The following is a 22,221-nucleotide window of genomic DNA, read 5'->3' on the forward strand; positions in this document are numbered from 1 at the left end:
GTCTTCCTTTTTCAATCAGGCGGCCAGTTTGGCTCGTTCTTTCAGCGCCGCTGCGGGCGGCGCGGCATCTGTGACACCCATCTTGACCAGACAGGTTTTGGCTGCATCCACAACGCGGTGCATCACGTGTTCGTCCATCTGCCCGATACAGCCGATGCGGAAACTGTCCACCGCCGTCAGCTTGCCCGGATAGATGATGAAGCCCTTGTCTTTCATCAGTTCGTAGAACGTGTCGAATTTGAATTTTTCGTCGGCAGGGCAAAAGAATGTGACAATGATAGGTGACAACCAGCGATTGGCCAGCAGGGTTTCAAACCCAAGATCGCGCATACCAGCCACCAGCACATCACGGTTTCTTGTATAGCGCGCGCCCCGCCCCGCTACGCCGCCCTCGGCCTTGTGCGCGTGCAGCGCCTCGATAAATGCGGCCACGACATGGGTCGGCGGGGTAAAGCGCCACTGGCCCGTCTTGTTCATGTGCGCCCATTGCGCATGCACATCGAGGCTCAGCGAATGGCTGTTGCCCTTGGCGGCCTCCAGTTCCGTCTTGCGCGCGATGATAAAGCCAAAGCCCGGCACGCCTTCGATACATTTGTTCGCCGAAGAGACCAGCGCCTCATAGCGGATTTTGGACGGCTCCAGCGGGATCGCGCCAAAGGCCGACATGCTGTCGATCAGCAATTTGCGTCCTGCGGCATAGGTGACTTCGGAAATTTCCTCGACCGGGTTCAGGATGCCGGAACTGGTTTCGCAATGGATCGCAACGACATGGGTGATTGCCGGATCATCGGCCAGAATGCGCGCCACCTCGTCCCCGCGTGGCGGCAGGTAATCGCCCTTGTCCAGAACAATGTGGTCACGCCCCAGATAGTGCAGGGTTTGTGCGGTGCGCAGCCCGTAAGCGCCATTGGCCAGAACCAGCACCTTGCCGTCGCGCGGAATGAACGAACCCAGCATAGCCTCGACAGAAAAACTGCCGCTGCCCTGCATCGGCACGCAATCGAATGCCTCGCCGCCCTGCCCCAGCATCGCCAGCAACGCATCGCGCATGGTTTGTGTCATGGCGCGGAAATCGCCATCCCAACTGCCCCAGTCGCGCAGCATCGCCTCTTTCACCGCGTAAGATGTGGTCAGCGGGCCGGGCGTCAGAAGATAGGGCTCTCCCAGTCGCGGCGCTTCGATTTTCGGGGCGGTACTGGTCATTGTCTCTCTCCGGACATACCGATGGGTTACCCCATCATGTGGGGCAATCTTGTCCATATGTAAAATTGCTAATAGATATTGTTACATAAGCACAGCCTATAGACCGAGTCGCGAGGGCAAACCATGCGCCAAAGCCAGTTGAAAGCGTTTCACAATGTCGCCCTGCATGGCGGTTTTTCGCGCGCCGCCGAGGCCATGCGCCTGAGCCAGCCCGCCGTGTCCGAACAGGTGCGCAAACTGGAACAGGATTATGATGTTCTGCTGTTCCTGCGCGATCGCAAGCGGGTATCGCTGACCCGCGAGGGGCGCGCGCTGTTTGTTCTGACCAAGCAATATTTCGATGTCGAACAGCAAATCGAAGAATACATGTCAGAAACCCGCACAGCGGTTGAAGGCACATTGCGCATCGTCGCCGACTCCGCGCATCACATCACCGATATCCTAAGCCGGTTCCGCGCTCGCTATCCGCGCGTTTTTGTCAGTGTGCGCACCGGCAATACCGAAGAGGTGGTCGAGGCGTTGCGATCCTATAACGCCGAAATCGGCGTCGTGGGCAGCCTTTCGCCCGGTCCCGACCTGATGGTGCACGATCTGGGGGCCACCCCGATCGTGGCTTTTGCCGCCAAAAGCACCGCGCCCAAAGGCAAAACCAGCCTGAGCCTTGAAGAACTGGCGGCGCTGCCCCTGATCTTCCGCGAAGCCGGATCGAAAACCCGCCAGAAGATCGAGGCCGAGGCCGAAAAGCAGGGCGTGCGCCTGACCCCGGCAATCGAGGCCGAAGGCCGCGAGGCGATGCGCGAGGTTGTCGCATCCGGCGCGGGGGTCGGATTTGTATCGCTGGCCGAATTCGGCAATGACGACCGTCTGGTACAAATCCCGATCAAGGGGATCAATGTGACCATGTCGGAATCACTGGTCTATATGATGCAACGCCGCGAGGTGAAGGTGATCCGCGCCTTTATGGATTTCGCGGGCGCGCGGGCCTGATCCTGTCTAACGGGTACGCCACGCCTGCGTGCGCCGCAATATGCCCTTGGACGCGATCATATGCAGAATGCGGGCGGCGGCATTTGTGTAAAAGATCATCATACCCATCGCCGCTGCCGGTGCGATATCGCCCGCGTCGTCCATGTTCAGTACCGCAATCGATGCCAGCGATGTCTTGGGGGAATAAAGAAACACCACAGCCGAAACCGTCGTCATCGCGTTCACGAACAGGTAGATCGAAATATCCAGCACCGCGGGCATGCAGACCGGCACCGTCACCCGCGAAAACAGCTTCAGCGTGGGCTGCTTCAACGAGGCCGAGACTGATTCAAACTCCCGGTCCATCTGTTGCAGGGCCGTGACGGCCGTAAGGTGCGACACCGTGTAAAAATGCGTGATCGTGCAGACGACCAGAATGGCCATCGTGCCGTAAATCGCGTTCAGCGGGTTCGCTGGATTGTTGAAGAAAAAGATATAGGCCAGACCCAGCACCATGCCCGGAATGGCCATGGGCAGCATCGCGAACATCTGGAACACCGCCCGTCCGGTGCGAAATCCGTTCGACTTTTCAACCAGATACGCGCCAAAAAAGATCACCGCCGTGCCGATAACCGCCGTCAGCAGACCCAGTTTGATCGAATTGAAATAGGCGGCCCAGCCGCCGCCATCCATGCGGTTGAACTGATAGTTGTTCAGGCTCAGGCTTAGGTCATAGGGCCAGAATTTGATCAGGGCGGCAAACTGGCAAACGCCCAGCATACCCAGGATGAACAGGGCAATGGCAAAAGCATAGACCAAGAACAGGCGGTCCGCGCGCCGGTTCGGGCTGGGCTGGTACGGGACAGAGCGCGCCGACAACAGCGCCACCTGTTTGCTTTGCACCAGCCGATCGACGCTGAAGGCGACAATCGCTGGGATCACCAGCACCACCGATACCACCGCGCCCATTTCGAAATTCTGCTGCCCGATGACCTGTTTGTAGATGTCCACCGCCAGAACGTTGAACTGTCCGCCGATCACCTTGGGCAAGCCAAAATCGGTGATCACCAGATTGAACACCACAAACGCCGCCGAAACCAGACCATAGCGCGCGCCCGGAATGGTAACCGTCCAGAACGTGCGCCACGGGGTGGCCCGCAGCGAAACGGCCGCTTCGTAAAGGCGCGCATCGGATATGGCCAGTGCGGTCGATATGATCAGGAACGCGTGGGGAAAGGTGAAAAACACCGATCCGATAACGATGCCGATCGGGCCGTAAATACTGGCCCCGAACAACAGTTCCTTCAGCATGCCCTGATTGCCGAACAGATAGACCAGCGCAATGCCGGGCAGCAGGGATGGCACCAGAATGGGGGCCATTGCAACAAGACGGAAAAACCCCTTGAACCGCATACAGGTCCGGTTCAGCGCAAAGGCAAACCAGAACGCCAGCGTCACCGTGATGATGGTGCTGATCGTGGCGATCACAACCGAATTCTTGATCGAATTGGACAGACTGGGTGTCGAGAAATAGTTGATGAAATTGCCCAGACCCCGCGCCCGCGCCGGACGCAATTGCACGCGGCGGAACGTGTTGCTGTCCAGTTCGACCCAGTCGGTGCTGTCCACCAGATCGGACCCGATCAGAAACCGCCCGTCTTCGGCGGTGGTGCGTACACGGTATTTTACCGGGCTGCGAAAACTGAAGTCGGGGAAAAACTGCGTGACCCCCAACCGGCTGTCCGATCCGGCGATCAGATCATCGGGGGCCAGCACGCCCAGTTGCGCGTTCAGTTCTGCCGCTGTGACCGGTTCGACGGAAAATGTGCCTTCTTCGTCGCTGACCTGAAATTCGAACGTACTCAGATCGAACGTGTAGGTCGAAAGCGATTTCGACATCATCGCATAAAGCGGAAAGGCCAATGTGACGATCAGGTACAGCGCAATCACGATCAGCCCACCGCGCATGATGATATCGTCGCGGCTCAACTTGCCTTTGACATGGGGGCCTGCTGGCAGCCGGGCGGTTTGCACATCGCTCATCTGATCAGACCCGTCCGCTGCCAAACGCCATCAGGCGGTTTTTGGGCAGTTCGATCATCATGCGTTTGCCCGCGGCAAGATCCAGACGACGCACGGCGTTGATTGAAAAATCAGCGTAAACCTCGGCGTGCGCGAACCTTTCGTGTTCCAGCCGGCAACGCCAGAACGAGCCGAGGAATTCCATATCCGCAACCAGAACCTCAAACGCGTTTTCCGGTGTTTCAATAATGTCGTCAGATCCCAGCGCCTTCGCATCCGAACCGTGGGGAATGATATCTTCGGGGCGGATGGCTGCGATGATTTCTGCGCCGGCGTCAAAGCCGTGTGGGCGGCATTTCATGTCCGCACCGCCGAATGTCACTGTATCGGCTGCGCCGGCCTGCGCCGAAATCTGGTTCATTTCGCCGATAAATCCGGCCACGAACAGAGTGGCGGGATGGCGGTAAATCTCGGTCGGGGATCCGATCTGTTCGATCACCCCGTCTTTCATCACCACGATCCGGTCCGCCATCGAAAGCGCCTCTTCCTGATCATGTGTCACCATGACGGTTGTGACACCAAGTTTGCGCTGCAAATCTTTGATTTCATGGCGCAAATGCACCCGCACCTTGGCGTCCAGCGCCGACAGGGGTTCATCCAGCAGCAGCAGGCCCGGACTGGTGGCAATGGCGCGGGCCAGTGCGATGCGCTGTTGCTGCCCGCCCGACAGTTGCGCCGGATATTTCTTGCGCTGCTCTTCCAGCCCCACCAGATCTAGCAGTTCGGTCACGCGGCTGGCGATTTCGGCCTTGTTCCGGCCGGTATTTTCAAGCCCGAAGGCAATGTTCTTTTCAATCGTCAGGTTGGGGAACAGAGCGTAGGACTGGAAAACAATTCCGAAATCACGCTCGGACGGGGGCAGGTTCGATACGTCCTTGCCCCCCTGCACCACCCGCCCTTTCGTTTGCAGATCAAGCCCTGCAATCGCGCGCAGCAAGGTGGTTTTGCCGCAGCCTGACGGGCCCAGAAAACAAACGAATTCCCCGTCTTCAATTTCAAGCGATATGTCCTTGAGCGCAAGAAAATCGCCAAAGGCTTTCCACAGGTTTTCAATATTCAGATAAGGGGTTCGGGCAGCGTTGGCCTGCGGCACGGGGCTTGTCCTTGTTCTTGGGTGTCGGTCGGATCGGCGCTTTGCCTTACGGAATCATCGTGGAAAAAGACGCAGAGGCGATAAGACCCGCCCCTGCGCCTACAAGACCCCTAGTTCTTGGGATCGGATTTTCCGTCATAGCGCTTTTGCCACTCGGCCAGAATGGCGGCGCGGTTGTTGGCGGCGAATTCGAAATCATTGTCGATCATCGCGTCCAGCAAGCCTTCGGGGAAATGTTCAACCGGTTTGGCGATACCGGGATAGGCGACAACGGCGTAGCCGGTGTTGTACATTTCGTTGGCTTCCTTGGTCACCGAAAAATCAACGATGGCTTTGGCGGCGTCCAGATTGGCCGTACCGGCCACGATGGCCGTGGCTTCCATATCCCAGCCGACACCTTCAGATGGCACGATGATTTCGATCGGCGCGCCGTCAGCCTTGGATTTGGCCCCCCGGAAGGCAAAGGACACGCCAATGGGGATTTCACCGGATGCGGCCAGTTTGCAAGGTGCTGACCCCGAATGGGTGTAGCGCGCGATGTTTTCGTGCAGCGCGTCCATATAGGCCCAACCGCCCTCTTCTCCGAAAATTTGCAGCCAGCTGGATACGTCAAGGAATCCGGTGCCGGATGAATTCGGGTTCGGCATGATGACATGACCGGCATATTGCGGATCGGTCAGGTCCTGCCAGGATGTGGGCGGTGTCAGCCCCAGCTTTTCGCCTTCGACGGTGTTAAAGCAGACCGCCGCAACCCAGGCGTCCATGCCAACCCATGCCGGCGGGTTGCCATCATCGACAAATTTCGGATCAAGTTTTTCAACACCGACGGGTGCATAGGGTTCCAGCATGCCTTCGGATTTAAGCAGCAGCAACGATGTGGCGGCCAGCCCCCAGATCACGTCAGCTTGCGGATTGTCCCGTTCGGCCAGCAGTTTCGCCGTGATGATACCGGTGGAATCGCGCACCCAGTTGATTTTGATATCAGGGTAGGACTGGTTGAAGGTTTCGGCGTAGCGGGCCAGATCTTCGGCCTCGACAGCGGTGTAAACAGTGACTTCGGTTTCCGCAGCCAGCGTCGTTGCGAACAACGCCCCCGCTGCAATCGAGGCCAGTAGCGTCTTGTGCAGTGTCATGATACTTCTCCTTGGTTGGTTTTTTTGCGGCTTTTCGGGACGCAGACAGCGCGTCCAGTATCGGTGCAGTGTTGCACGTTCATGACACAAGAAAAATTGATTATTCTTACCACTTCATAAGCTGTTCCTATGAAAATTATGGCGCGAAACAGTGAAAAAAAACGGGCGGTGTCTGACCCGCCCGTATTGACCCGTTTATACGGAATTCGCCCCACAGCTTTGCAGGGCGCGATTGTTCTACATCGCCGCGTCGAACAGGGCGCGGGTGTTATCCTTGGTCATTTCAACCGGATTGCCACCCACGCTGGGGTCCTGCAGCGCCATATCGGTCAACTCGTCCAGACGGGACGCATCAACGCCCATCGCCGCCAGCCCTTTGGGAATGCTGAACATTTCATTCAGTTCCACAACACGCGCCGCGAACCCGTCAAAGCCGCCGTCGATGCCCAGATAGGCGGATGCCTGTGCAATGCGGTCTTCGATCGCGGGCCGATTGAAGGCCAGGCAGGCCGACATGACAGCCGCGTTCGTGGTGCCGTGATGGGTGTTGAAAACCGCGCCAACGGGATGGGACAGCGCATGGATCGCGCCCAGCCCCTTTTGAAAGGCCACCGCCCCCATCATCGCCGCCGACATCATATGCGCGCGCGCCTCAAGATCGGTGCCGTCGGCATAGGCACGTGGCAGGTAGGTGTTGACCAACCGCAAACCTTCCAGCGCTATGCCCTGCGACATCGGGTGATAATGCGGCGACGAATACGCCTCAAGACAGTGGGCAAAGGCATCCATTCCGGTGCCGGCCGTGATCGTTTTCGGCATTCCGACCGTCAGTTCCGGATCGCAGATCACGACAGCGGGCAACACTTTGGGATGAAAGATGATCTTTTTCACGTGGGTCTGCGAATTTGTGATGACCGACGCGCGGCCCACTTCCGATCCGGTGCCTGCCGTGGTGGGCACGGCCACAATCGGTGCGATGCCCGCAGGGTCGGCGCGGGTCCACCAATCGCCGATATCTTCATAATCCCACAAGGGGCGTGTCTGGCCCGACATGAACGCGACCATCTTGCCCAGATCAAGACCCGACCCGCCGCCAAAGGCGATCACGCCGTCGTGGTTGCCGGATTTGTATACCTCAAGCCCGGCGGCCAGGTTGACCTCGGTCGGGTTGGCATCGACATCGGCAAACATCGCGCGGCCCAGCCCCGCCTGTTCCATCAGGTTCAGCGCGTTTTGCGTGATCGCCATGCTTGCCAGCCCGCGATCCGTGACCAGCAGCGGACGTTTGATACCGGCGGCGGCACAGGCTTCGCCCAGTTCCCCGATACGGCCCGCGCCGAATTTGATTGCGGTCGGATAAGACCAGTTGCCAGTCAGGTTCATGATTTGACCTTTCGCAGGTGATAGGATTTGGGGCGCGTGACCGCGTGATAGCCCAGAACAGACAGCGCGCCACCGCGCCCCGTGTCCTTGCAGCCGGTCCAGCAGATTGCCGGATCAAGGTAATCGGCCCGGTTCAGAAACACGGTGCCGGTTTCGATCTGCCGCCCGATTTCAAAGGCACGATCCACATCGCCGGTCCACAGCGAAGCCGTCAGTCCGTATGGCGAATCATTCATCAATTCAAGCGTTTGCGCGTCGTCCTTCACCGGCATGATGCCAACGACAGGGCCAAATGATTCCTCCATCATCACCCGCATCGAATGATCCACATTGGTCAGGATTTGCGGCGCAAGATACGCGCCTCCGTCATCTGCGGGAAACAGCGCCGGATCAATCATCGCCTTGGCCCCGGCGGCCACCGCTTCGGCAACCTGATCGCGCACGGTGGCCGCAAAGCGGGCATTGGCCATCGGGCCAAGCGTGGTTTCGGCATCAAAGGGATTGCCCAGTTTCAAGGCCTTCACCCACGCCACGGCCTTTTCGACAAACGCGTCATAAAGGCTGTCATGTACGTAAATCCGTTCGATCCCGCAGCAGCATTGCCCCGCATTGAACATCGCGCCGTCCATAAGCACATCAACGGCCCAGTCCAGATCGGCATCTTCCATGACATAGGCGGGGTCTTTGCCGCCCAGTTCCAGCCCCAGCGACGTGAACGTGCCGGCCGCCGCCTTTTCAATCGCGCGACCGCCACCGACCGAACCGGTAAAGTTCACAAAGCCGAAACAGCGCGCCGCAATCAGGGATTCCGTGCCCGCATGATCAAGAACCACATTCTGGAAAACATCGGCAGGAATGCCGCCAGCATGCATCGCCTCGGCAATCATTTCACCCACCAGCAGCGTCTGGCTGGCATGTTTCAGCATCACGGCGTTGCCGGCGATCAGCGCCGGCACGATGGTGTTCATCGCCGTCATGTAGGGATAGTTCCACGGTGCAATTACCAGAATGACGCCGTGCGGATCGCGTTCGATCCGGCGATCCATCTTGTCGCTGTCTTCCACGATCATCGGGGCCAGCGCTTCTGGCGCGATCGACAGCATGTATTCGCTGCGTTCGTTCATACCGCCGAATTCACCGCCATAGCGTGTAGGGCGGCCCATCTGCCATGCGATTTCCTGCACCATCCGGTCCGACATCTTGTTCAGTTCGGCCACTCCGGCCTGAACCAGCGCCATCCGGTCGGCCAGCGGGCGCGCCGCCCAGTCTTTTTGGGCAGCCTTGGCACGCGCTGCGGCGGCGTGCGCCTGATCAACGCTCAGCGCCGTGCGCTCGGCATAAATGCTCCCGTCTACGGGCGATGTAAGTTTGATTGTTGTCATGTTTGTCCTCCGGCGGTTTACGCCCGTTCGAATCCGCGTTTTATATCCCAGTCGGTGACGGTGCGGTTGTGTACTTCGATTTCCCAAGTGGCCGCGCGGTGATAGTGATCGATCACATCATCGCCCAGCGCGGCGCGCAGCATTTTCGACTGATGCATCGCCGCCGCCGCCGCCCCCAGCGTCTTGGGAATGTCGCGCGCCTGACCGGCACGATAGACATCGCCCGATATCTCCGGCTCCAGTTCCATCTTCTGTTCGATCCCGTTCAGACCGGCTGCCAGCTGCGCCGCAAGGGCCAGATAGGGGTTCAGATCGGCCCCACCGACACGGCATTCGATGCGGATGCCCTTGGTGCCATCACCGCAGACACGGTAGCCCGCGGTGCGGTTGTCCATCGACCAGACGGCCTTGGTTGGCGCGAACAATCCTTCGGTAAAGCGTTTGTAGCTGTTGATATAGGGCGCGAGAAAATAGGTGGTTTCTTCGGCATGGGCCAGCAAACCGGCCACGTAATGGCGCATGGTGGCCGACATACCGTATTCCGCGCTTTCATCCAGAAACGCGGGTTTGCCATCCGACCACAGGGATTGGTGGATGTGGCTGGATGATCCGGCGCGTTCGGTCGCGTATTTTGCCATGAAGGTCAGGGCACGTCCGTGCTGAAAGGCGATTTCCTTGCAGGCATTTTTGGTGATCGTATGCATGTCGGCCGTGTCCAGCGCGTCCGAATACTTGATGTTCACCTCTTCCTGTCCGGCCTCTGCCTCTCCTTTCGAGTTTTCGACAGGGATGCCGGCGCCATACAGACCATTGCGAATGTCGCGCATGACCCCTTCTTCTTTGGTGGTGCCGAAAATCGCGTAATCGGTGTTGTAGCGGCCCAGCGTTTGCAGGCCCTGATAATTGCCGTCATTCAACGCATCAAAGCTTTGTTCGAACAGGAAAAACTCCAGCTCGGTCGCCATCATCGGTTCAAAACCCATGGCGCGGGCGCGCGCGATCTGGCGCTTCAGAACCGCGCGGGGCGCATGAGGGACTTCTTCGTGCGTGTGGTGATCCAGCAGATCGCACATCACCATCGCCGTGCCGGGCAACCATGGCACCATGCGCAAGGTGCTCAGATCGGGCTTGTGCACGTAATCGCCGTACCCTGCTTCCCAGCTGGTGGCCTTGTAGCCCTGCACCGTTTCCATTTCCAGATCGGTGGCCAGCAGATAGTTGCAGCCGTGGGTTTCGCTGTGACCGCCATTGATAAAATGCGCGGCGTGGAACCGTTTGCCCATCAGGCGGCCCTGCATATCGACGATGCAGGTCAGAACGGTATCAATCTCGCCGGCTTCAAAGGCAACTCGGAGTTCATCAAAGGTAAGGTTGGCAGGCATGTTTCACGTCTTTCGATGGCCCGCAGAAGGGCCGGTGTGGCAACCGGGGCGGGCAAATCTGCCGCCCCGGTCGGAATGTCAAATTAACGGTAGGGATAACCCGCTTTGGTCATCGTTGCGGCGTAGTCCTTGAACGCCTGTACCACCTTGGCAGAGCGCGGGCTAGAGGCTGCGATTTCGTCCCAGAACTCTTCGGAATCGGCGACAACCTGCGCCCATTCATCGGCCGGAATGGATGTCAGCTCCATCTTCTCGCCTTCGACGCGCAACTTGGCCTCGCCGCCCCAGTACCAGACATCACGATAGTAATGCGATTGGTCGATGGTCGAGCGATAGAGTTGCTGCAGATGCGGCGGCACCTTGTTCCAGCTTTCGGTGTTGGCAAAATAGCTGCCGAACCATGCACCGGTGACAGAGTTGGTCAGGGCGTAGTTGCAGATATCGGCCCAGCCGACCTCGTAAGCTTCGGTAAAGCCGCACCATGCCACGCCGTCAAGTTCGCCGGTTTGCAGCGCAACTTCGACATCGTCCCATGGCACGGTCACCGGGATCAGGCCGTAACGCGACAGGAACTTGCCTGCTGTCGGCACGCCGAACACGCGCTTGCCGCTCATGTCGGCCAGCGAATTGATCGGTTCCTTGGTAAAAATGTGCAGCGGATCCCAGGCACCCGAGGACAGCCATGTGACGTTTTCGACTTCGCCATAAGCTTCGGCCCAGATTTCGTTCAGACCGTAATAGTTGAACAGCGCCGGCACATCGAGACTGTAGCGGGTGGCAAACGGGAAATAACCGCCAAAGACCGAAATATCGACCGGCGAGGCCATTGTCGCGTCATCCGACTGCACCGCATCAATTGTGCCGTTCTGCATGGCACGGAACAGATCGGATGTCGGCACCAGCTGGTCGGCGTAATAGAGTTCTATTTCCATTTCACCGTTCGCAGCGGCGTTGAACGCATCAATCTGCGGTTTGATCACATGCGCGCCCAGCGGTGCGCCCGAATAGGTTTGCAGGCGCCATTTGATCGGCGCGGTCTGGGCGATGGCTGCGGGGGCGGCCAGCGTGGTTGCAGCCGCAGCGCCACCAAGCCCCACGTTCTTCATGAAATTGCGTCGGCTTTCGAGTATCTTTTCAGAGGGCGATTGCGTTTTGGTTTTGTCAGTCATTGTTGTAACACTCCTATGTTGAAAAAAGGTCGGCCTCTTGACGGGCCTGTGGAATTCCGGTTGCTCAGTAACCTCGGAACGTCTGTGGCAGCCAAAGCGCCAGTTGTGGAAAGATCATCACCAGCGCGATGGTGGTGGCCATCATAAGAACAAACGGCCAGATCGACCGGTAGATATCGACCAGCCCGATTTCCTTGGGGGCCATCGCCCGCATCAGGAACAGGTTATAGCCGAAGGGCGGCGTGATATAGGCGATCTGGCAGGTCATGGTATAGAGCACCCCAAACCAGATAAGCGCACCATCAATGCCCAGATCAAGCGTTTTCACCAGCGGGATGTAGAGCGGTGCGACGATGACCAGCATCGCGGTATCGTCCAGAAACATGCCCATGATGATAAAACTGATCTGCATCATGATGATCACCTGCCAGGGCGTCAGTTCCCAGCGGGTGATGAACAGCGATTCCACGGCACGCACCGCGCCGATGCCGTCAAACACCGCGCCAAAGGCCAGTGCAGCCAGGATCAGCCACAGGAACATGCAGGAAATCGCCAGCGTCTTGCGCGCAGTTTCGTGGATCATGTTCCAGGACAGGCGGCGCTTCCATGCAGCGGCCAAAGTGGCCGATGTGGCCCCCACAGCCGAGCTTTCGACAAGGCTGGTCACGCCCATGACGAAAAGGCCCGTCATGCAGAAAAAGATCAGGAACGGAATGATGCCTGCCCGCAGCAGCGCCAGCTTTTCGCGGCGCGGCATGTTCAGTTCTTCGTCTGACACTATGGGTGCCAACGCCGGATTGATCCGGCAGCGCACGATCACATAGATCACGAACATCGTCGCCATCATCAGCCCCGGGATGATCCCCGCCAGCCACAACTGGCTGACCGGCTGGCGCGCGATCATGCCATAAAGAACCATCACCACAGATGGCGGCACCAGAATACCAAGGCTTGATCCGCCTTGCACAACGCCGGAAATCAGCACCTTGTCATAGCCGCGGCGCAACATTTCGGGCAGCGCAATGGTGGCCCCGATGGCCATGCCCGCCACCGAAAGCCCGTTCATCGCGGAAATGATCACCATCAGGAAAATCGTTCCGATCGCCAGTCCGCCGCGCACGCGGCCAAACCAGACATGCAGCATTTTATAAAGGTCTTCGGCAATGCCGGATTCCGACAGCACATAGCCCATGTAAATGAACAGCGGCAGGGTCAGCATCGGGAACCAGTTGAACAGTTTGAACGCCTGACTGAACGGCATTTCCACGCCACCCTGCCCGTAAAGCAGCAGCGCCGCCCCGGCGGCGACAAAGCCGATGGCCGCAAACACCCGCTGCCCCGTCATCAGCAGAACCATCATTGACGCAAACATCAGCGTCGCGATCATTTCATAGCTCATGAAAGATCACCCTGCGGTGCGGTCCGGGCAGCGGCCATGTATTTGAAGAACAGCGAAATGGATTGCAGGATCATCAGCACGATACAGGCCACCATCAGCGCCTTGATCGGAATAACTGACGGGTTCCACATGGAAAACCGCCGCTCGCCGGTATCAATGGCGTATTGCAGGCTGCTGATCGACCCGATCAGCATCACCACCAGATAAAACAGCAGGCAACTGATTGTAATAGCGTCCAACCGCGCCTTGCCGCGATCCGACAAATTGTCGTAAAACAGGTCCATGCGCACATGGCTGTTGTCTTTCAGCGTCTTGGCACCGCCCATGAAATAATAGGCCGCCAGCGTAAACTGGGCCAGTTCCACCGGCCAGTGCAGCGGGATCTGGATGACATTGCGGGTGATCGCATCCAGCAACAGGATGCCGATCATCGCAAAAATCAGGTACATCGCGACATAGCCGACATAATCGGACAGACGATCCACAACGGTGACATAGGACTTGATTGCATTTCTCATTCTGTCGGGACTCTCCACCTCGAACCGGCCTTATTGCAGCACACATTGGGCGGCATCCAGCGCCGACACAACCGCCTGATCGGGCACCTGATCACAGACAAACACATCAACCTCGTCAAGTCGACAGATTTGGAACGCGGCCCGCAAACCCAGTTTCGACGCATGGGCCAGAACGACAGTCTGGTGCGCGTGGGCGATCATTGCTCGTGCCACCTGAGCCTCGTCAAAATCGGAATCCATCGCGCCCGCATCGACATCAAAGGCCGCGACAGTCAGAACCGCACGATCCGCGCGAAAACGCCCGATCTGTTCGATCACCATCGGCCCTGCGGTTTCCGCATTGTCGCCGGAAAACAATCCACCCAGCAGGTACACGGTATTGGTTGCGTTCTGCGCAATCACCTGCGCAACCCGCACCGAATTGGTGATCACCGTCAGACGGTCGATCTTGACCAGATCTTCGGCGCAAATCAGCGTGGTCGATCCGGTATCGACAAAAATCGTTTCGCCGGGTTTGATCAGTTCCGCCAGTTTTCCGGAAATCGCCATTTTTGCGCCCGCGTCTTCGGCCATCCGCTCGTCAAAGCTGCCTTCGGCATGAAGGCGCAACGGCTTTGCCCCGCCATGTATCTTTTGCAGCGCGCCGGTTTCGGCCAGCTTGCCCAGATCGCGGCGGATGGTTTCCAGCGATACGGAAAACGCCTGAGCAAGCGCCTCGACCGTGATCTGGCCGGTGCGCCCCACCATTTCGGCAATTTCCGTGCGGCGTTGTTTTGGCGTCATTGCGCCCGTCCCCCAAAATTCTGGTGCCAACTCTAGCGGGCAGGCCCATGTGTGTGTCAACTGTATTTGCGCGTTTTTTGATCATTCGGTCATGAATAACGCAAATAATTGACTGAACGGTCACTCCGTGGCATAGAATTCGGGCACACCCGCGCCTGCCTTTTGGCGCAAATGGAATCTGTCCATGCCCGACACCGCCCCCGCCCCTGACCTGTGCCACGATGCGATCATCATTGGTGGTGGCGTGATCGGATGCGCCATTGCGCGTCGCCTGACACTGGAAGGCTGGAACGTGGCGCTGCTGGAAAAAGCGGTGGACATTCTGGATGGCGCATCCAAGGGCAACAGCGCCATTTTGCACACCGGTTTTGACGCGCCCAGCGGATCGCTGGAACAGCAATGCGTCGCCGACGGATATGCAGAATATATTGATATCCATCGCCGCCTGAACCTGTCGCTGGATCGCGCAGGTGCGCTCGTGATCGCCTGGAACGACGCAGAAGAGGCCGCTTTGCCCGCGCTGATGGATCAGGCGCGCGCCAACGGGGTCACGGATATCGCCCCGCTGAGCGCGGCACAAACCCGTGAACTGGAACCGGAACTGGCGCAGGGTGTCAGGGCCAGCTTTCGCGTGCCGCGCGAATATCTGGTCGATCCATGGTCGGCCCCTTATGCCTATCTGATGCAGGCGGTGGTGAACGGCGCGCGCGTTGTGCGCAACTGCACCGTGTCTGGCGGCACGTATCACGGGGATCACTGGCAACTGGAGACCAGCCGCGGGGCGGTTCGGGGCCGCGTGGTGATCAATGCCGCCGGTCTTTATGGCGATCATGTGGACACCATGCTGATCGGCCAAAACACCTACACGATCCACCCGCGCAAGGGGCAGTTCGTGGTCTATGACAAACCCGCAGCGGCGCTGACCCGCCATATCCTGCTGCCGGTACCCACCAAAGTGACGAAAGGCATTGTGGTGTGCCGCACGATCTGGGGCAATCTGCTGGTCGGCCCCACCGCCGAAGAGCAGGATGCGCGCGACACCGCGACGCTGGACCCCGCCACACTGGACAGCCTGCGCCAGCGCGGGGCCGAGATTCTGCCGGCTCTGGCCGCACATGAGTTAACGGCGCTTTACGCCGGATTGCGCCCCGCGACCGAATTCAAGGATTACCAGATCAGCGCCCATGCAGACCGCGCCTATGTCAGTGTCGGTGGCATCCGCTCGACAGGGCTCAGTTCCGCACTTGGGACGGCGCGGCACGTGCACAAGCTTTGCGCCGGTCTGATCGAACGCGCGCCCCTGCCCGCGCCCCACTGGCCGCAGGTGCCCAATCTGGCCGAGGACGGCCCGCGTGACTGGCAATGTGCCGGCAACGGCGGCATCATCTGCCATTGTGAAAAGGTGACGCGGCGCGACATCGAAACCGCATTGTCAGGCCCGCTCCGTGCCACCAGCCTGGCCGGGCTGAAACGGCGCACGCGCGTGACGATGGGACGGTGTCAGGGCAATTACTGTGTTGCGCCACTGGCCGACATCACACGCGGCCGGCTGGATCAGCCGATCCCGGGTGCTGACGATGGCTGAGTCGTTGCAGGACGCCATTCTGATCGTGGGCGGCGGCCCGTCCGGTCTGGCTGCGGCCACCGCATTGCGCCGCCTTGGTGTGCCCCGCGTGATCGTGCTGGAACGCGAGCCAATGGCAGGCGGCATTCCGCGCCATTGCGGCCATTATCCGTTCGGGCTGCGTGAATACGGGCGTATGATGAAAGGCCCCGATTATGCCCGCCATCTGGTGCGCACCGCACAAGAGGCAGGCGTTGAAATCCGCACACAGGTGACGGTGACGGACCTTGCGCCCGGTCCTGCGGTATCTGTCACTGGCCCGTCCGGGCCACAGGTGCTGGCGCCACGGCTGGTGCTGCTGGCGACCGGTGCACGCGAAACATCGCGGGCTGCGCGTCTGCTGGGGGGCACCAAACCGGGCGGTGTGATCACCACCGGCACATTGCAAAGCATGGTCTATCTGCATGGCCAGCGCCCGTTCCGGCAGCCTGTCATTCTGGGCACCGAACTGGTGTCGTTTTCCGCGATCCTGACATGCCGCCATCTGGGCATCCGCCCCGCCGCCATGATCGAACCCAATGGGCGCACCACCGCCCGCTGGCCCACGGCCCTGTTTCCGCGACTGGCGCGCGTTCCGCTGTTGCTGGGCACAGAGATCACGGCCATCCACGGGCGCGACCGCGTCACATCCGTGTCGGTGCGCGATACGCGCGGGTCGCGCGATATTGCCTGCGACGGGGTGATCGTCAGCGGCGCTTTCCGCCCCGATGCCGCCGTGTTGCAGCGCAGCCACCTGCGCATTGACCCTGCCAGTGGCGGCCCCGAGATCGACCAGTACGGGCGGTGCAGTGATCCGGATTATTTTGCCGCTGGAAACCTATTGCGCGCGGTGGAAACCGCCGGGTGGAGCTGGCGCGAGGGCTGGCGCATGGCGCAGATCATGGCTGAAGTGCTGCAGCGGCCGCTGCCCGATCCATCTGAAGATACAATCACGCTGAACGGCGACGCGTTGGCCTATTGCGTGCCCCAGCGTCTGGCCGGGTCCGGCGGGCCATCGCCGTTGCGCGGGTTCCAGTTGCGGGTGAACCGTGCGGTCAAAGGCACATTGGTGATGCGGGTGGACGGGCAGATCACAACCCGCAAACCGGTTGAGACCTTACCGGAACGGCGTATTCTATTGCCCTATCCCGATACCCGGAACGCCGGGAAAATCGACATAACACTGGACGAAACAGCATGAAAACACTGGCCATAGATCAGGGCACCACCAGCACCCGTGCGGTTCTGGTGTCGCAAGACGGGTCGGCACAGTTGTTGCATTCGGTGCAACACCGCCAGATCTATCCCGCGCCGGGCCACGTGGAACATGATGCGGGCGAACTGCTGGACAACCTGCGCGCCTGTCTTGCGGCGGCGCAGGGCGTGGACGGGATCACCGCGGTGGGGCTGGCCAATCAGGGCGAAAGCTGTCTGGCGTGGGATGGCGAGACAGGGGAACCCATCTGCCCCGTGATCGTCTGGCAGGATGATCGCACCGCGCCCGGACTGGTTGCACTGGCGGATCATGCCGATCTGGTCATGCAGCGCGCGGGGCTGCCAATTGATGCCTATTTTTCCGCCTCGAAACTGGGCTGGATCATGCGCAACGTGCCCGCGGCAAAGACCCTTGCGGCCAAGGGGACATTGCGGCTGGGGACAACGGATGCCTATTTTCGCGACCGCTTGTGCAACCGCTTTGAAACCGATCCGACAACCGCCTCTCGCACATCCTTGATGGCACTGGACAGTTGCAAGTGGGACGAGGATTTATGTGACCTGTTTGGCGTGCCGGTCAGTGCCCTGCCCCGGATTGTTCCTACAAATGGCGATCTGGGCCTTCTGGAAGGTACCGACCTGACATTGCGCGCCAGCATCGTGGACCAGCAGGCGGCGCTTTACGGGCATCGCTGCCGTGCGGCCGGGGATACCAAGATCACGTTCGGCACCGGCGCGTTTGCCCTAAGCGTGACCGGCCCGGCCCTGATCCGCAGTGCCGGCGGGCCGCTGCCCACGGTGGCATGGCAAAAAACGGGCGAACCACCGACCTATGCGCTGGATGGCGGCGTTTATGCGGCATCCTCGGCGATCAACTGGGCGCAGGGGCTGGGCCTGTTTGACGGGTTCGACACCATCAACCGTTTTGACGCCGATCCCGCAATTGCGCGTGGATTGGCCTTTGTTCCGGCGCTGTCCGGTCTGGCCTGCCCTCACTGGGACCGGCATGCGCGCGGGGCGTGGATGGGGTTGGCGCTGGACACGACGAAGGGTGACATGATGCAGGCCGTGCTGGAGGGCGTGGCCTTTCGCATGGCCGAAGTGGTGCAGGTGATCGAGGCGTTGCAACCGCTGGCGCGCACCGTGTCGATTGACGGCGGATTGTCGGCAAACCCCTATTTCTGCGCGTTTCTGGCGGATGCGCTGAACCGTGATGTGATCGTATCCGACGAAGCAGAACTGACAGCGATGGGCACCGCCATGCTGGCCGCCGAGGCGGCGGGGGGCGAGATCGATACGCCGTTGCAGGGCCAGACGATCAAAACGCGGGGGCAGCCCCCCGCGTTTCAGAACCGGTTTCGCGCCGCGCGCGATGCGGTGCAGGCTTTTGGCACCGTCAGCCCCTAGTGGTCGGACAGCGATCCTTTGGCGTGGCCTGCCAACCCGCCCGAAACTTCTTCGGTCGACTCGCCGCTTAGCTCTTCGGGCAGCATCAGGTTCAGCACGATGGCGATCAGCGCGGCGGGCAACAGGCCCGACGTCATCAGAATACGCAGCGCATCAGGCAGGTATTGCACCGCCTTCGGGTCCAGTTGCAGGCCCAGCCCGACGGACAGGGAAATCGCGAAAATTACCATGTTGCGCCGGTTCCAGTTCACATCCGACAACATCGAGATCCCCGCGGCCACGACCATGCCGAACATCACGATGACACCGCCGCCCAACACTTCGATGGGAATTGTGCGGATTACCGCGCCGACCTTGGGCACCAGCCCGCACAGGATCAGAAAAACCGCACCAATTGTCACAACGTGGCGGCTCATCACGCCGGTCATGGCGATCAGGCCGACATTCTGGCTGAACGAGGTGTTTGGAAAGCCGCCAAAGATACCGGCCACCGCACTGCCCACACCATCGGCATAGGTTGCGCCCTGAATTTCCTGATCCGTTGCCTCGCGCCCCGCGCCGCCCTTGGTGATCCCCGATACATCGCCCACGGTTTCCACCGCCGACACGAACGCCATCAGGCAGAACCCGACGATCGCGGCCACGCTGAATTCGAACCCGTATTTGAACGGTACCGGCAATTGCAGCGCCGCGGCGCGCCCCCAGCTGGTTGCGATCGCATCGAACGTGACCATACCCACGACCAGCGCATAGGCATATCCCACGATGATCCCGATCACCACGGCCGATACCGCCAGCATTCCACGGGCATAGAATTTCAGGCCCAGCGTGACAAAGATGACCACCAGCGCAGCGGACCAGTTCAGCAGACTGCCGTATTCAGGCTTGTCGATCGCGGGAACACCACCGGCGGCATACTGGATACCGACCTTGACCAGCGCCAGACCGATCATCGTGACCACCAGACCGGTCACAAGCGGCGGCAGGGCAAAACGGATTTTGCCGATCACCGTGCCCAGCAGTGCGTGGAACACCCCGCCGATCAGCACGCCGCCGAACAGGGCGGGCAATGCCTCGACCCCTTTGCCTGCGACCAGTGGGACCATGATCGGGATAAAGGCGAAACTGGTCCCCTGCACAATCGGCAACCGCGCCCCCACCGGCCCCATGCCGATGGTCTGGAACAGCGTCGCGATACCGGCAAACAGCATAGACATCTGGATCAGGTAGGTCATGTCCGGAAAGCCCTGCGCGCCGGCATCCGAACCGAACCCAAACCCTGCGGCCCCCGCGATGATGATCGCCGGTGTCACGTTGGATACGAACATGGCCAGCACATGCTGGATGCCCAGTGGAATGGCCTTGTGCAGCGCGGGCGTATAATCCGGATCGCGCAACTGTTCCGGCGTGCCGATGGATGTATCTGTCATTTGGAGTGTCCCTGTTGGTTTCTGTCCGGCCTTTCTGGCCGCACTTGTTTTTAGTCAACGGTGTATGGGGTTTCGAACCAGTACTCCTGCAAATTCGCGCCGGCCCCGATCCGGTCGATCACGGCAAAAATGCCATTGCCCGCAAGGGGTGTCAGCACGCCGTGCCATATGTTGCGGTGCAGGTTGATGCCCTGCCCCGCAGCCGTGAGAAACGCCAGCGGTGTCGCCGGAACGCCGCCCTGATCAGGCGCGACGATCACCAGAAACGGATCGGTCCCCAGCGGAATAAACGCCTGACTGCCATCGGGGTGACGTTCGACCATGTCCAATGTGTAGGGCAGCGCGCGGATCTGTGCGCGAAACATGCTGATGCCCGCGCGCCCATCCCCGAAATCAAGTTTTGCGCGGTCGTGATACCGCCCGCACCGGCCCTGATTGATCAATTTGTCCGGCGCGCCCTCACATTCCAGCACATCGCCAAAGGGGGCGAACCTTTCGGCATTCAGCGGCTGGATGCGTATAGAGGATGTCACTGCGGTCTGGCCCTGCGGTTGGAATTCTTGCGCTTCACTGCACCCTACCATATTTCAAAATAATCAGAATCTTTATCAAAAAAAACACGAAACACTGTAATTCAATCGCGGCTTTGCCTTTTGGCGTACGGATTGGCAGAGTGATGGCGACATATCGAAAGGGCAGGCTATGACCGGATATTTGACAACCCATGTTCTGGATACCGCGCGCGGATGCCCGGCCGAAGGCATGACAATCGAACTTTACCGGATCGATAATGAACGCGCGACGCATCTGCGTACCTTACGCACCAATGCCGACGGGCGGACAAACGAACATATTCTGCCTGCGGGCGAATTTTCAGCCGGCATCTACGAATTGCGGTTCTATGCCGGCAGCTATCTGGACGGCACTGGCACCCCATCGGAAGAACCGCGGTTTCTGGACGTGATCCCGCTGCGCTTTGGCATGTCAAAGGCGGCGCATTACCATGTGCCGTTGCTGTTGTCGCCATTCGGCTATTCCACTTACCGGGGCAGTTGAAACACCGCTTCTGATGCGCGTACGGCCACGCGCACACGATCTGTCATGAATTCCATGAACAGGCGCGTTTTGGGGTCCTGATGGCGGCGGTGCGTGTAAAGGCACGCCATCTGGATCGGCACCGGCGGCGTGTCTTGCGCCACGGGTACCAAACGCCCGGCCTTCAGGTGTTCCGCCACTTCGAACACCGGTTTCATGGCGATCCCCTGCCCGTCCAGCGCCCAATCTGTCAGCACATCGCCATCATCGGATTCCAGCCGGCCACTGACCGCGAATTTGCGCGGCCCGTCCTTTGTGATCAGCCGCCACTGGAATTCGGTCGCGCCGGGAAAGCGCAGGTTCAGACATTCGTGCTTGCCCTCGATCAGGGCGCTGCCATTGGCCGGGTTGCCGCGGCGTGCGATATAGTCGGGCGCGGCACACAGCACCCTCTGGCAATCCGCAATCGGGCGAATGCGCAGATTGCTGTCTTCGGGCTGGCCCAGAAAAAACGCCACGTCCAGCCCTTCGGCCGTAATATCCACCTTGCGGTCGGTCAGGCGCAAGCGCACGTCGACCATCGGATATTCATTCGCAAATTCCGGCACATGCGGCGCGATCAACCGCCGCCCGACCCCCAGCGGCGCGGCCACGTGCAACAGCCCCTTGGGGTTGTCCGTCATGTCCATCACCAACGCCTCTGCGGTTTCCACTGCCTCGAGCACGGCGCAAGCCCCGCCGTAAAACGCCTGCCCCTGCGCCGTAGGTGTCAAGCTGCGGGTTGTACGCTGGAACAGACGCACGCTCAGGTGCTCTTCCAGTTGGGAAATACGCGAGGACGTGACCGCAGGTGAAATACGCAGATCGCGCCCCGCCGCAGACATACTGCCCAGTTCATAGACGCGCACGAAGGTGCGGATGTTATCAAGATACGACATTGATCGTTATTGTTCGTTTATTTTTGATACAGCTTGGCAATATATGGGAATACAGAATAAACGCGCGTCTGGCTAGGGTGTGCCGGACCAAAGCGGAGGG

19 protein-coding genes are annotated in these 22,221 nt (G+C 59.8%); 5 read left to right on the forward strand and 14 right to left on the reverse strand.

All coding sequences use genetic code 11. The features are described from left to right. Nucleotides 1–15: 15 nt before the first annotated feature. Entirely contained in the window at nt 16–1,203 is a 1,188-nt protein-coding gene (locus OLX72_RS18610) for a 2-aminoethylphosphonate--pyruvate transaminase (RefSeq protein WP_114869743.1), read from the reverse strand. Nucleotides 1,204–1,326: 123 nt separating this feature from the next. Here OLX72_RS18610 and OLX72_RS18615 point away from each other — a divergent pair, with 123 nt between their 5' ends. Further along, nucleotides 1,327–2,190 (forward strand): LysR substrate-binding domain-containing protein, encoded by an 864-nt coding sequence (locus tag OLX72_RS18615; RefSeq protein WP_114869742.1) that lies wholly within the window; start codon nt 1,327–1,329, stop codon nt 2,188–2,190. Between the two features lie 6 nt (nt 2,191–2,196). Here OLX72_RS18615 and OLX72_RS18620 read toward each other — a convergent pair whose 3' ends face one another. The 10 genes from OLX72_RS18620 to OLX72_RS18665 form a co-directional block, all read right to left on the reverse strand. Further along, nucleotides 2,197–4,212 (reverse strand): putative 2-aminoethylphosphonate ABC transporter permease subunit, encoded by a 2,016-nt coding sequence (locus OLX72_RS18620; protein WP_433989299.1) that lies wholly within the window; start codon nt 4,210–4,212, stop codon nt 2,197–2,199. A gap of 4 nt (nt 4,213–4,216) precedes the next feature. Beyond that, nucleotides 4,217–5,344: a putative 2-aminoethylphosphonate ABC transporter ATP-binding protein gene (locus OLX72_RS18625; RefSeq protein ID WP_114869740.1), complete on the reverse strand. Its 1,128-nt coding sequence runs from the start codon at nt 5,342–5,344 to the stop codon at nt 4,217–4,219. Between the two features lie 110 nt (nt 5,345–5,454). Next, nucleotides 5,455–6,477, reverse strand: coding sequence for a putative 2-aminoethylphosphonate ABC transporter substrate-binding protein (locus tag OLX72_RS18630; RefSeq protein ID WP_114869739.1), 1,023 nt, complete (start codon nt 6,475–6,477; stop codon nt 5,455–5,457). Between the two features lie 237 nt (nt 6,478–6,714). Beyond that, the gene (locus tag OLX72_RS18635; protein WP_114869738.1) at nt 6,715–7,860 is read right to left on the reverse strand and encodes an iron-containing alcohol dehydrogenase; all 1,146 of its coding nucleotides are present in this window, start codon (nt 7,858–7,860) and stop codon (nt 6,715–6,717) included. Further along, entirely contained in the window at nt 7,857–9,242 is a 1,386-nt protein-coding gene (locus OLX72_RS18640; protein WP_433989300.1) for an aldehyde dehydrogenase family protein, read from the reverse strand. The genes OLX72_RS18635 and OLX72_RS18640 overlap by 4 nt, the downstream gene beginning before the upstream one ends. Before the next feature lie 17 nt (nt 9,243–9,259). After that, entirely contained in the window at nt 9,260–10,624 is a 1,365-nt protein-coding gene (locus OLX72_RS18645) for a glutamine synthetase family protein (RefSeq protein WP_114869736.1), read from the reverse strand. Nucleotides 10,625–10,707: 83 nt separating this feature from the next. Next, complete coding sequence (dctP, locus tag OLX72_RS18650) at nt 10,708–11,793, reverse strand: TRAP transporter substrate-binding protein DctP (RefSeq protein ID WP_114869735.1); 1,086 nt, start codon at nt 11,791–11,793, stop codon at nt 10,708–10,710. Nucleotides 11,794–11,857: 64 nt separating this feature from the next. Beyond that, a complete protein-coding gene (locus OLX72_RS18655) occupies nt 11,858–13,192 on the reverse strand; it encodes a TRAP transporter large permease (protein WP_114869734.1) in 1,335 nt (444 codons plus the stop codon). Next, on the reverse strand, nt 13,189–13,710 hold the full coding sequence (locus OLX72_RS18660) for a TRAP transporter small permease subunit (RefSeq protein WP_114869733.1): 522 nt from the start codon (nt 13,708–13,710) through the stop codon (nt 13,189–13,191). Before OLX72_RS18660 ends, OLX72_RS18655 begins: the two co-directional genes overlap by 4 nt. Before the next feature lie 30 nt (nt 13,711–13,740). After that, the gene (locus OLX72_RS18665; RefSeq protein ID WP_114869732.1) at nt 13,741–14,493 is read right to left on the reverse strand and encodes a DeoR/GlpR family DNA-binding transcription regulator; all 753 of its coding nucleotides are present in this window, start codon (nt 14,491–14,493) and stop codon (nt 13,741–13,743) included. 184 nt (nt 14,494–14,677) lie between these two features. On the opposite strand from OLX72_RS18665, the gene OLX72_RS18670 reads away from it, so the two are divergent. The 3 genes from OLX72_RS18670 to OLX72_RS18680 are packed head-to-tail and all read left to right on the forward strand — an operon-like array spanning nt 14,678 to nt 18,718. Continuing rightward, a complete protein-coding gene (locus tag OLX72_RS18670; RefSeq protein WP_433989301.1) occupies nt 14,678–16,078 on the forward strand; it encodes an NAD(P)/FAD-dependent oxidoreductase in 1,401 nt (466 codons plus the stop codon). After that, the gene (locus OLX72_RS18675) at nt 16,071–17,297 is read left to right on the forward strand and encodes an NAD(P)/FAD-dependent oxidoreductase (protein ID WP_205389171.1); all 1,227 of its coding nucleotides are present in this window, start codon (nt 16,071–16,073) and stop codon (nt 17,295–17,297) included. Before OLX72_RS18670 ends, OLX72_RS18675 begins: the two co-directional genes overlap by 8 nt. Continuing rightward, nucleotides 17,294–18,718 carry an FGGY family carbohydrate kinase gene (locus OLX72_RS18680; protein WP_114869730.1) on the forward strand — a complete coding sequence of 475 codons (1,425 nt, stop codon included), beginning with the start codon at nt 17,294–17,296 and terminating at the stop codon, nt 18,716–18,718. The genes OLX72_RS18675 and OLX72_RS18680 overlap by 4 nt, the downstream gene beginning before the upstream one ends. Here the strand turns inward: OLX72_RS18680 and OLX72_RS18685 are convergent. Beyond that, entirely contained in the window at nt 18,715–20,148 is a 1,434-nt protein-coding gene (locus OLX72_RS18685; protein ID WP_114869729.1) for a uracil-xanthine permease family protein, read from the reverse strand. The genes OLX72_RS18680 and OLX72_RS18685 overlap by 4 nt on opposite strands. A 50-nt stretch (nt 20,149–20,198) precedes the next feature. Beyond that, nucleotides 20,199–20,681, reverse strand: coding sequence for an ureidoglycolate lyase (locus OLX72_RS18690; protein ID WP_254684740.1), 483 nt, complete (start codon nt 20,679–20,681; stop codon nt 20,199–20,201). Between the two features lie 169 nt (nt 20,682–20,850). Here OLX72_RS18690 and uraH point away from each other — a divergent pair, with 169 nt between their 5' ends. Beyond that, the gene (uraH, locus tag OLX72_RS18695) at nt 20,851–21,204 is read left to right on the forward strand and encodes a hydroxyisourate hydrolase (protein WP_114869727.1); all 354 of its coding nucleotides are present in this window, start codon (nt 20,851–20,853) and stop codon (nt 21,202–21,204) included. Here uraH and OLX72_RS18700 read toward each other — a convergent pair. Then, nucleotides 21,189–22,121, reverse strand: coding sequence for a LysR family transcriptional regulator (locus OLX72_RS18700; protein ID WP_114869726.1), 933 nt, complete (start codon nt 22,119–22,121; stop codon nt 21,189–21,191). The genes uraH and OLX72_RS18700 overlap by 16 nt on opposite strands. Nucleotides 22,122–22,221: the final 100 nt, after the last annotated feature.

It is taken from the genome of Sulfitobacter sp. TBRI5 (assembly GCF_051013555.1).
Lineage (GTDB): Bacteria > Pseudomonadota > Alphaproteobacteria > Rhodobacterales > Rhodobacteraceae > JL08.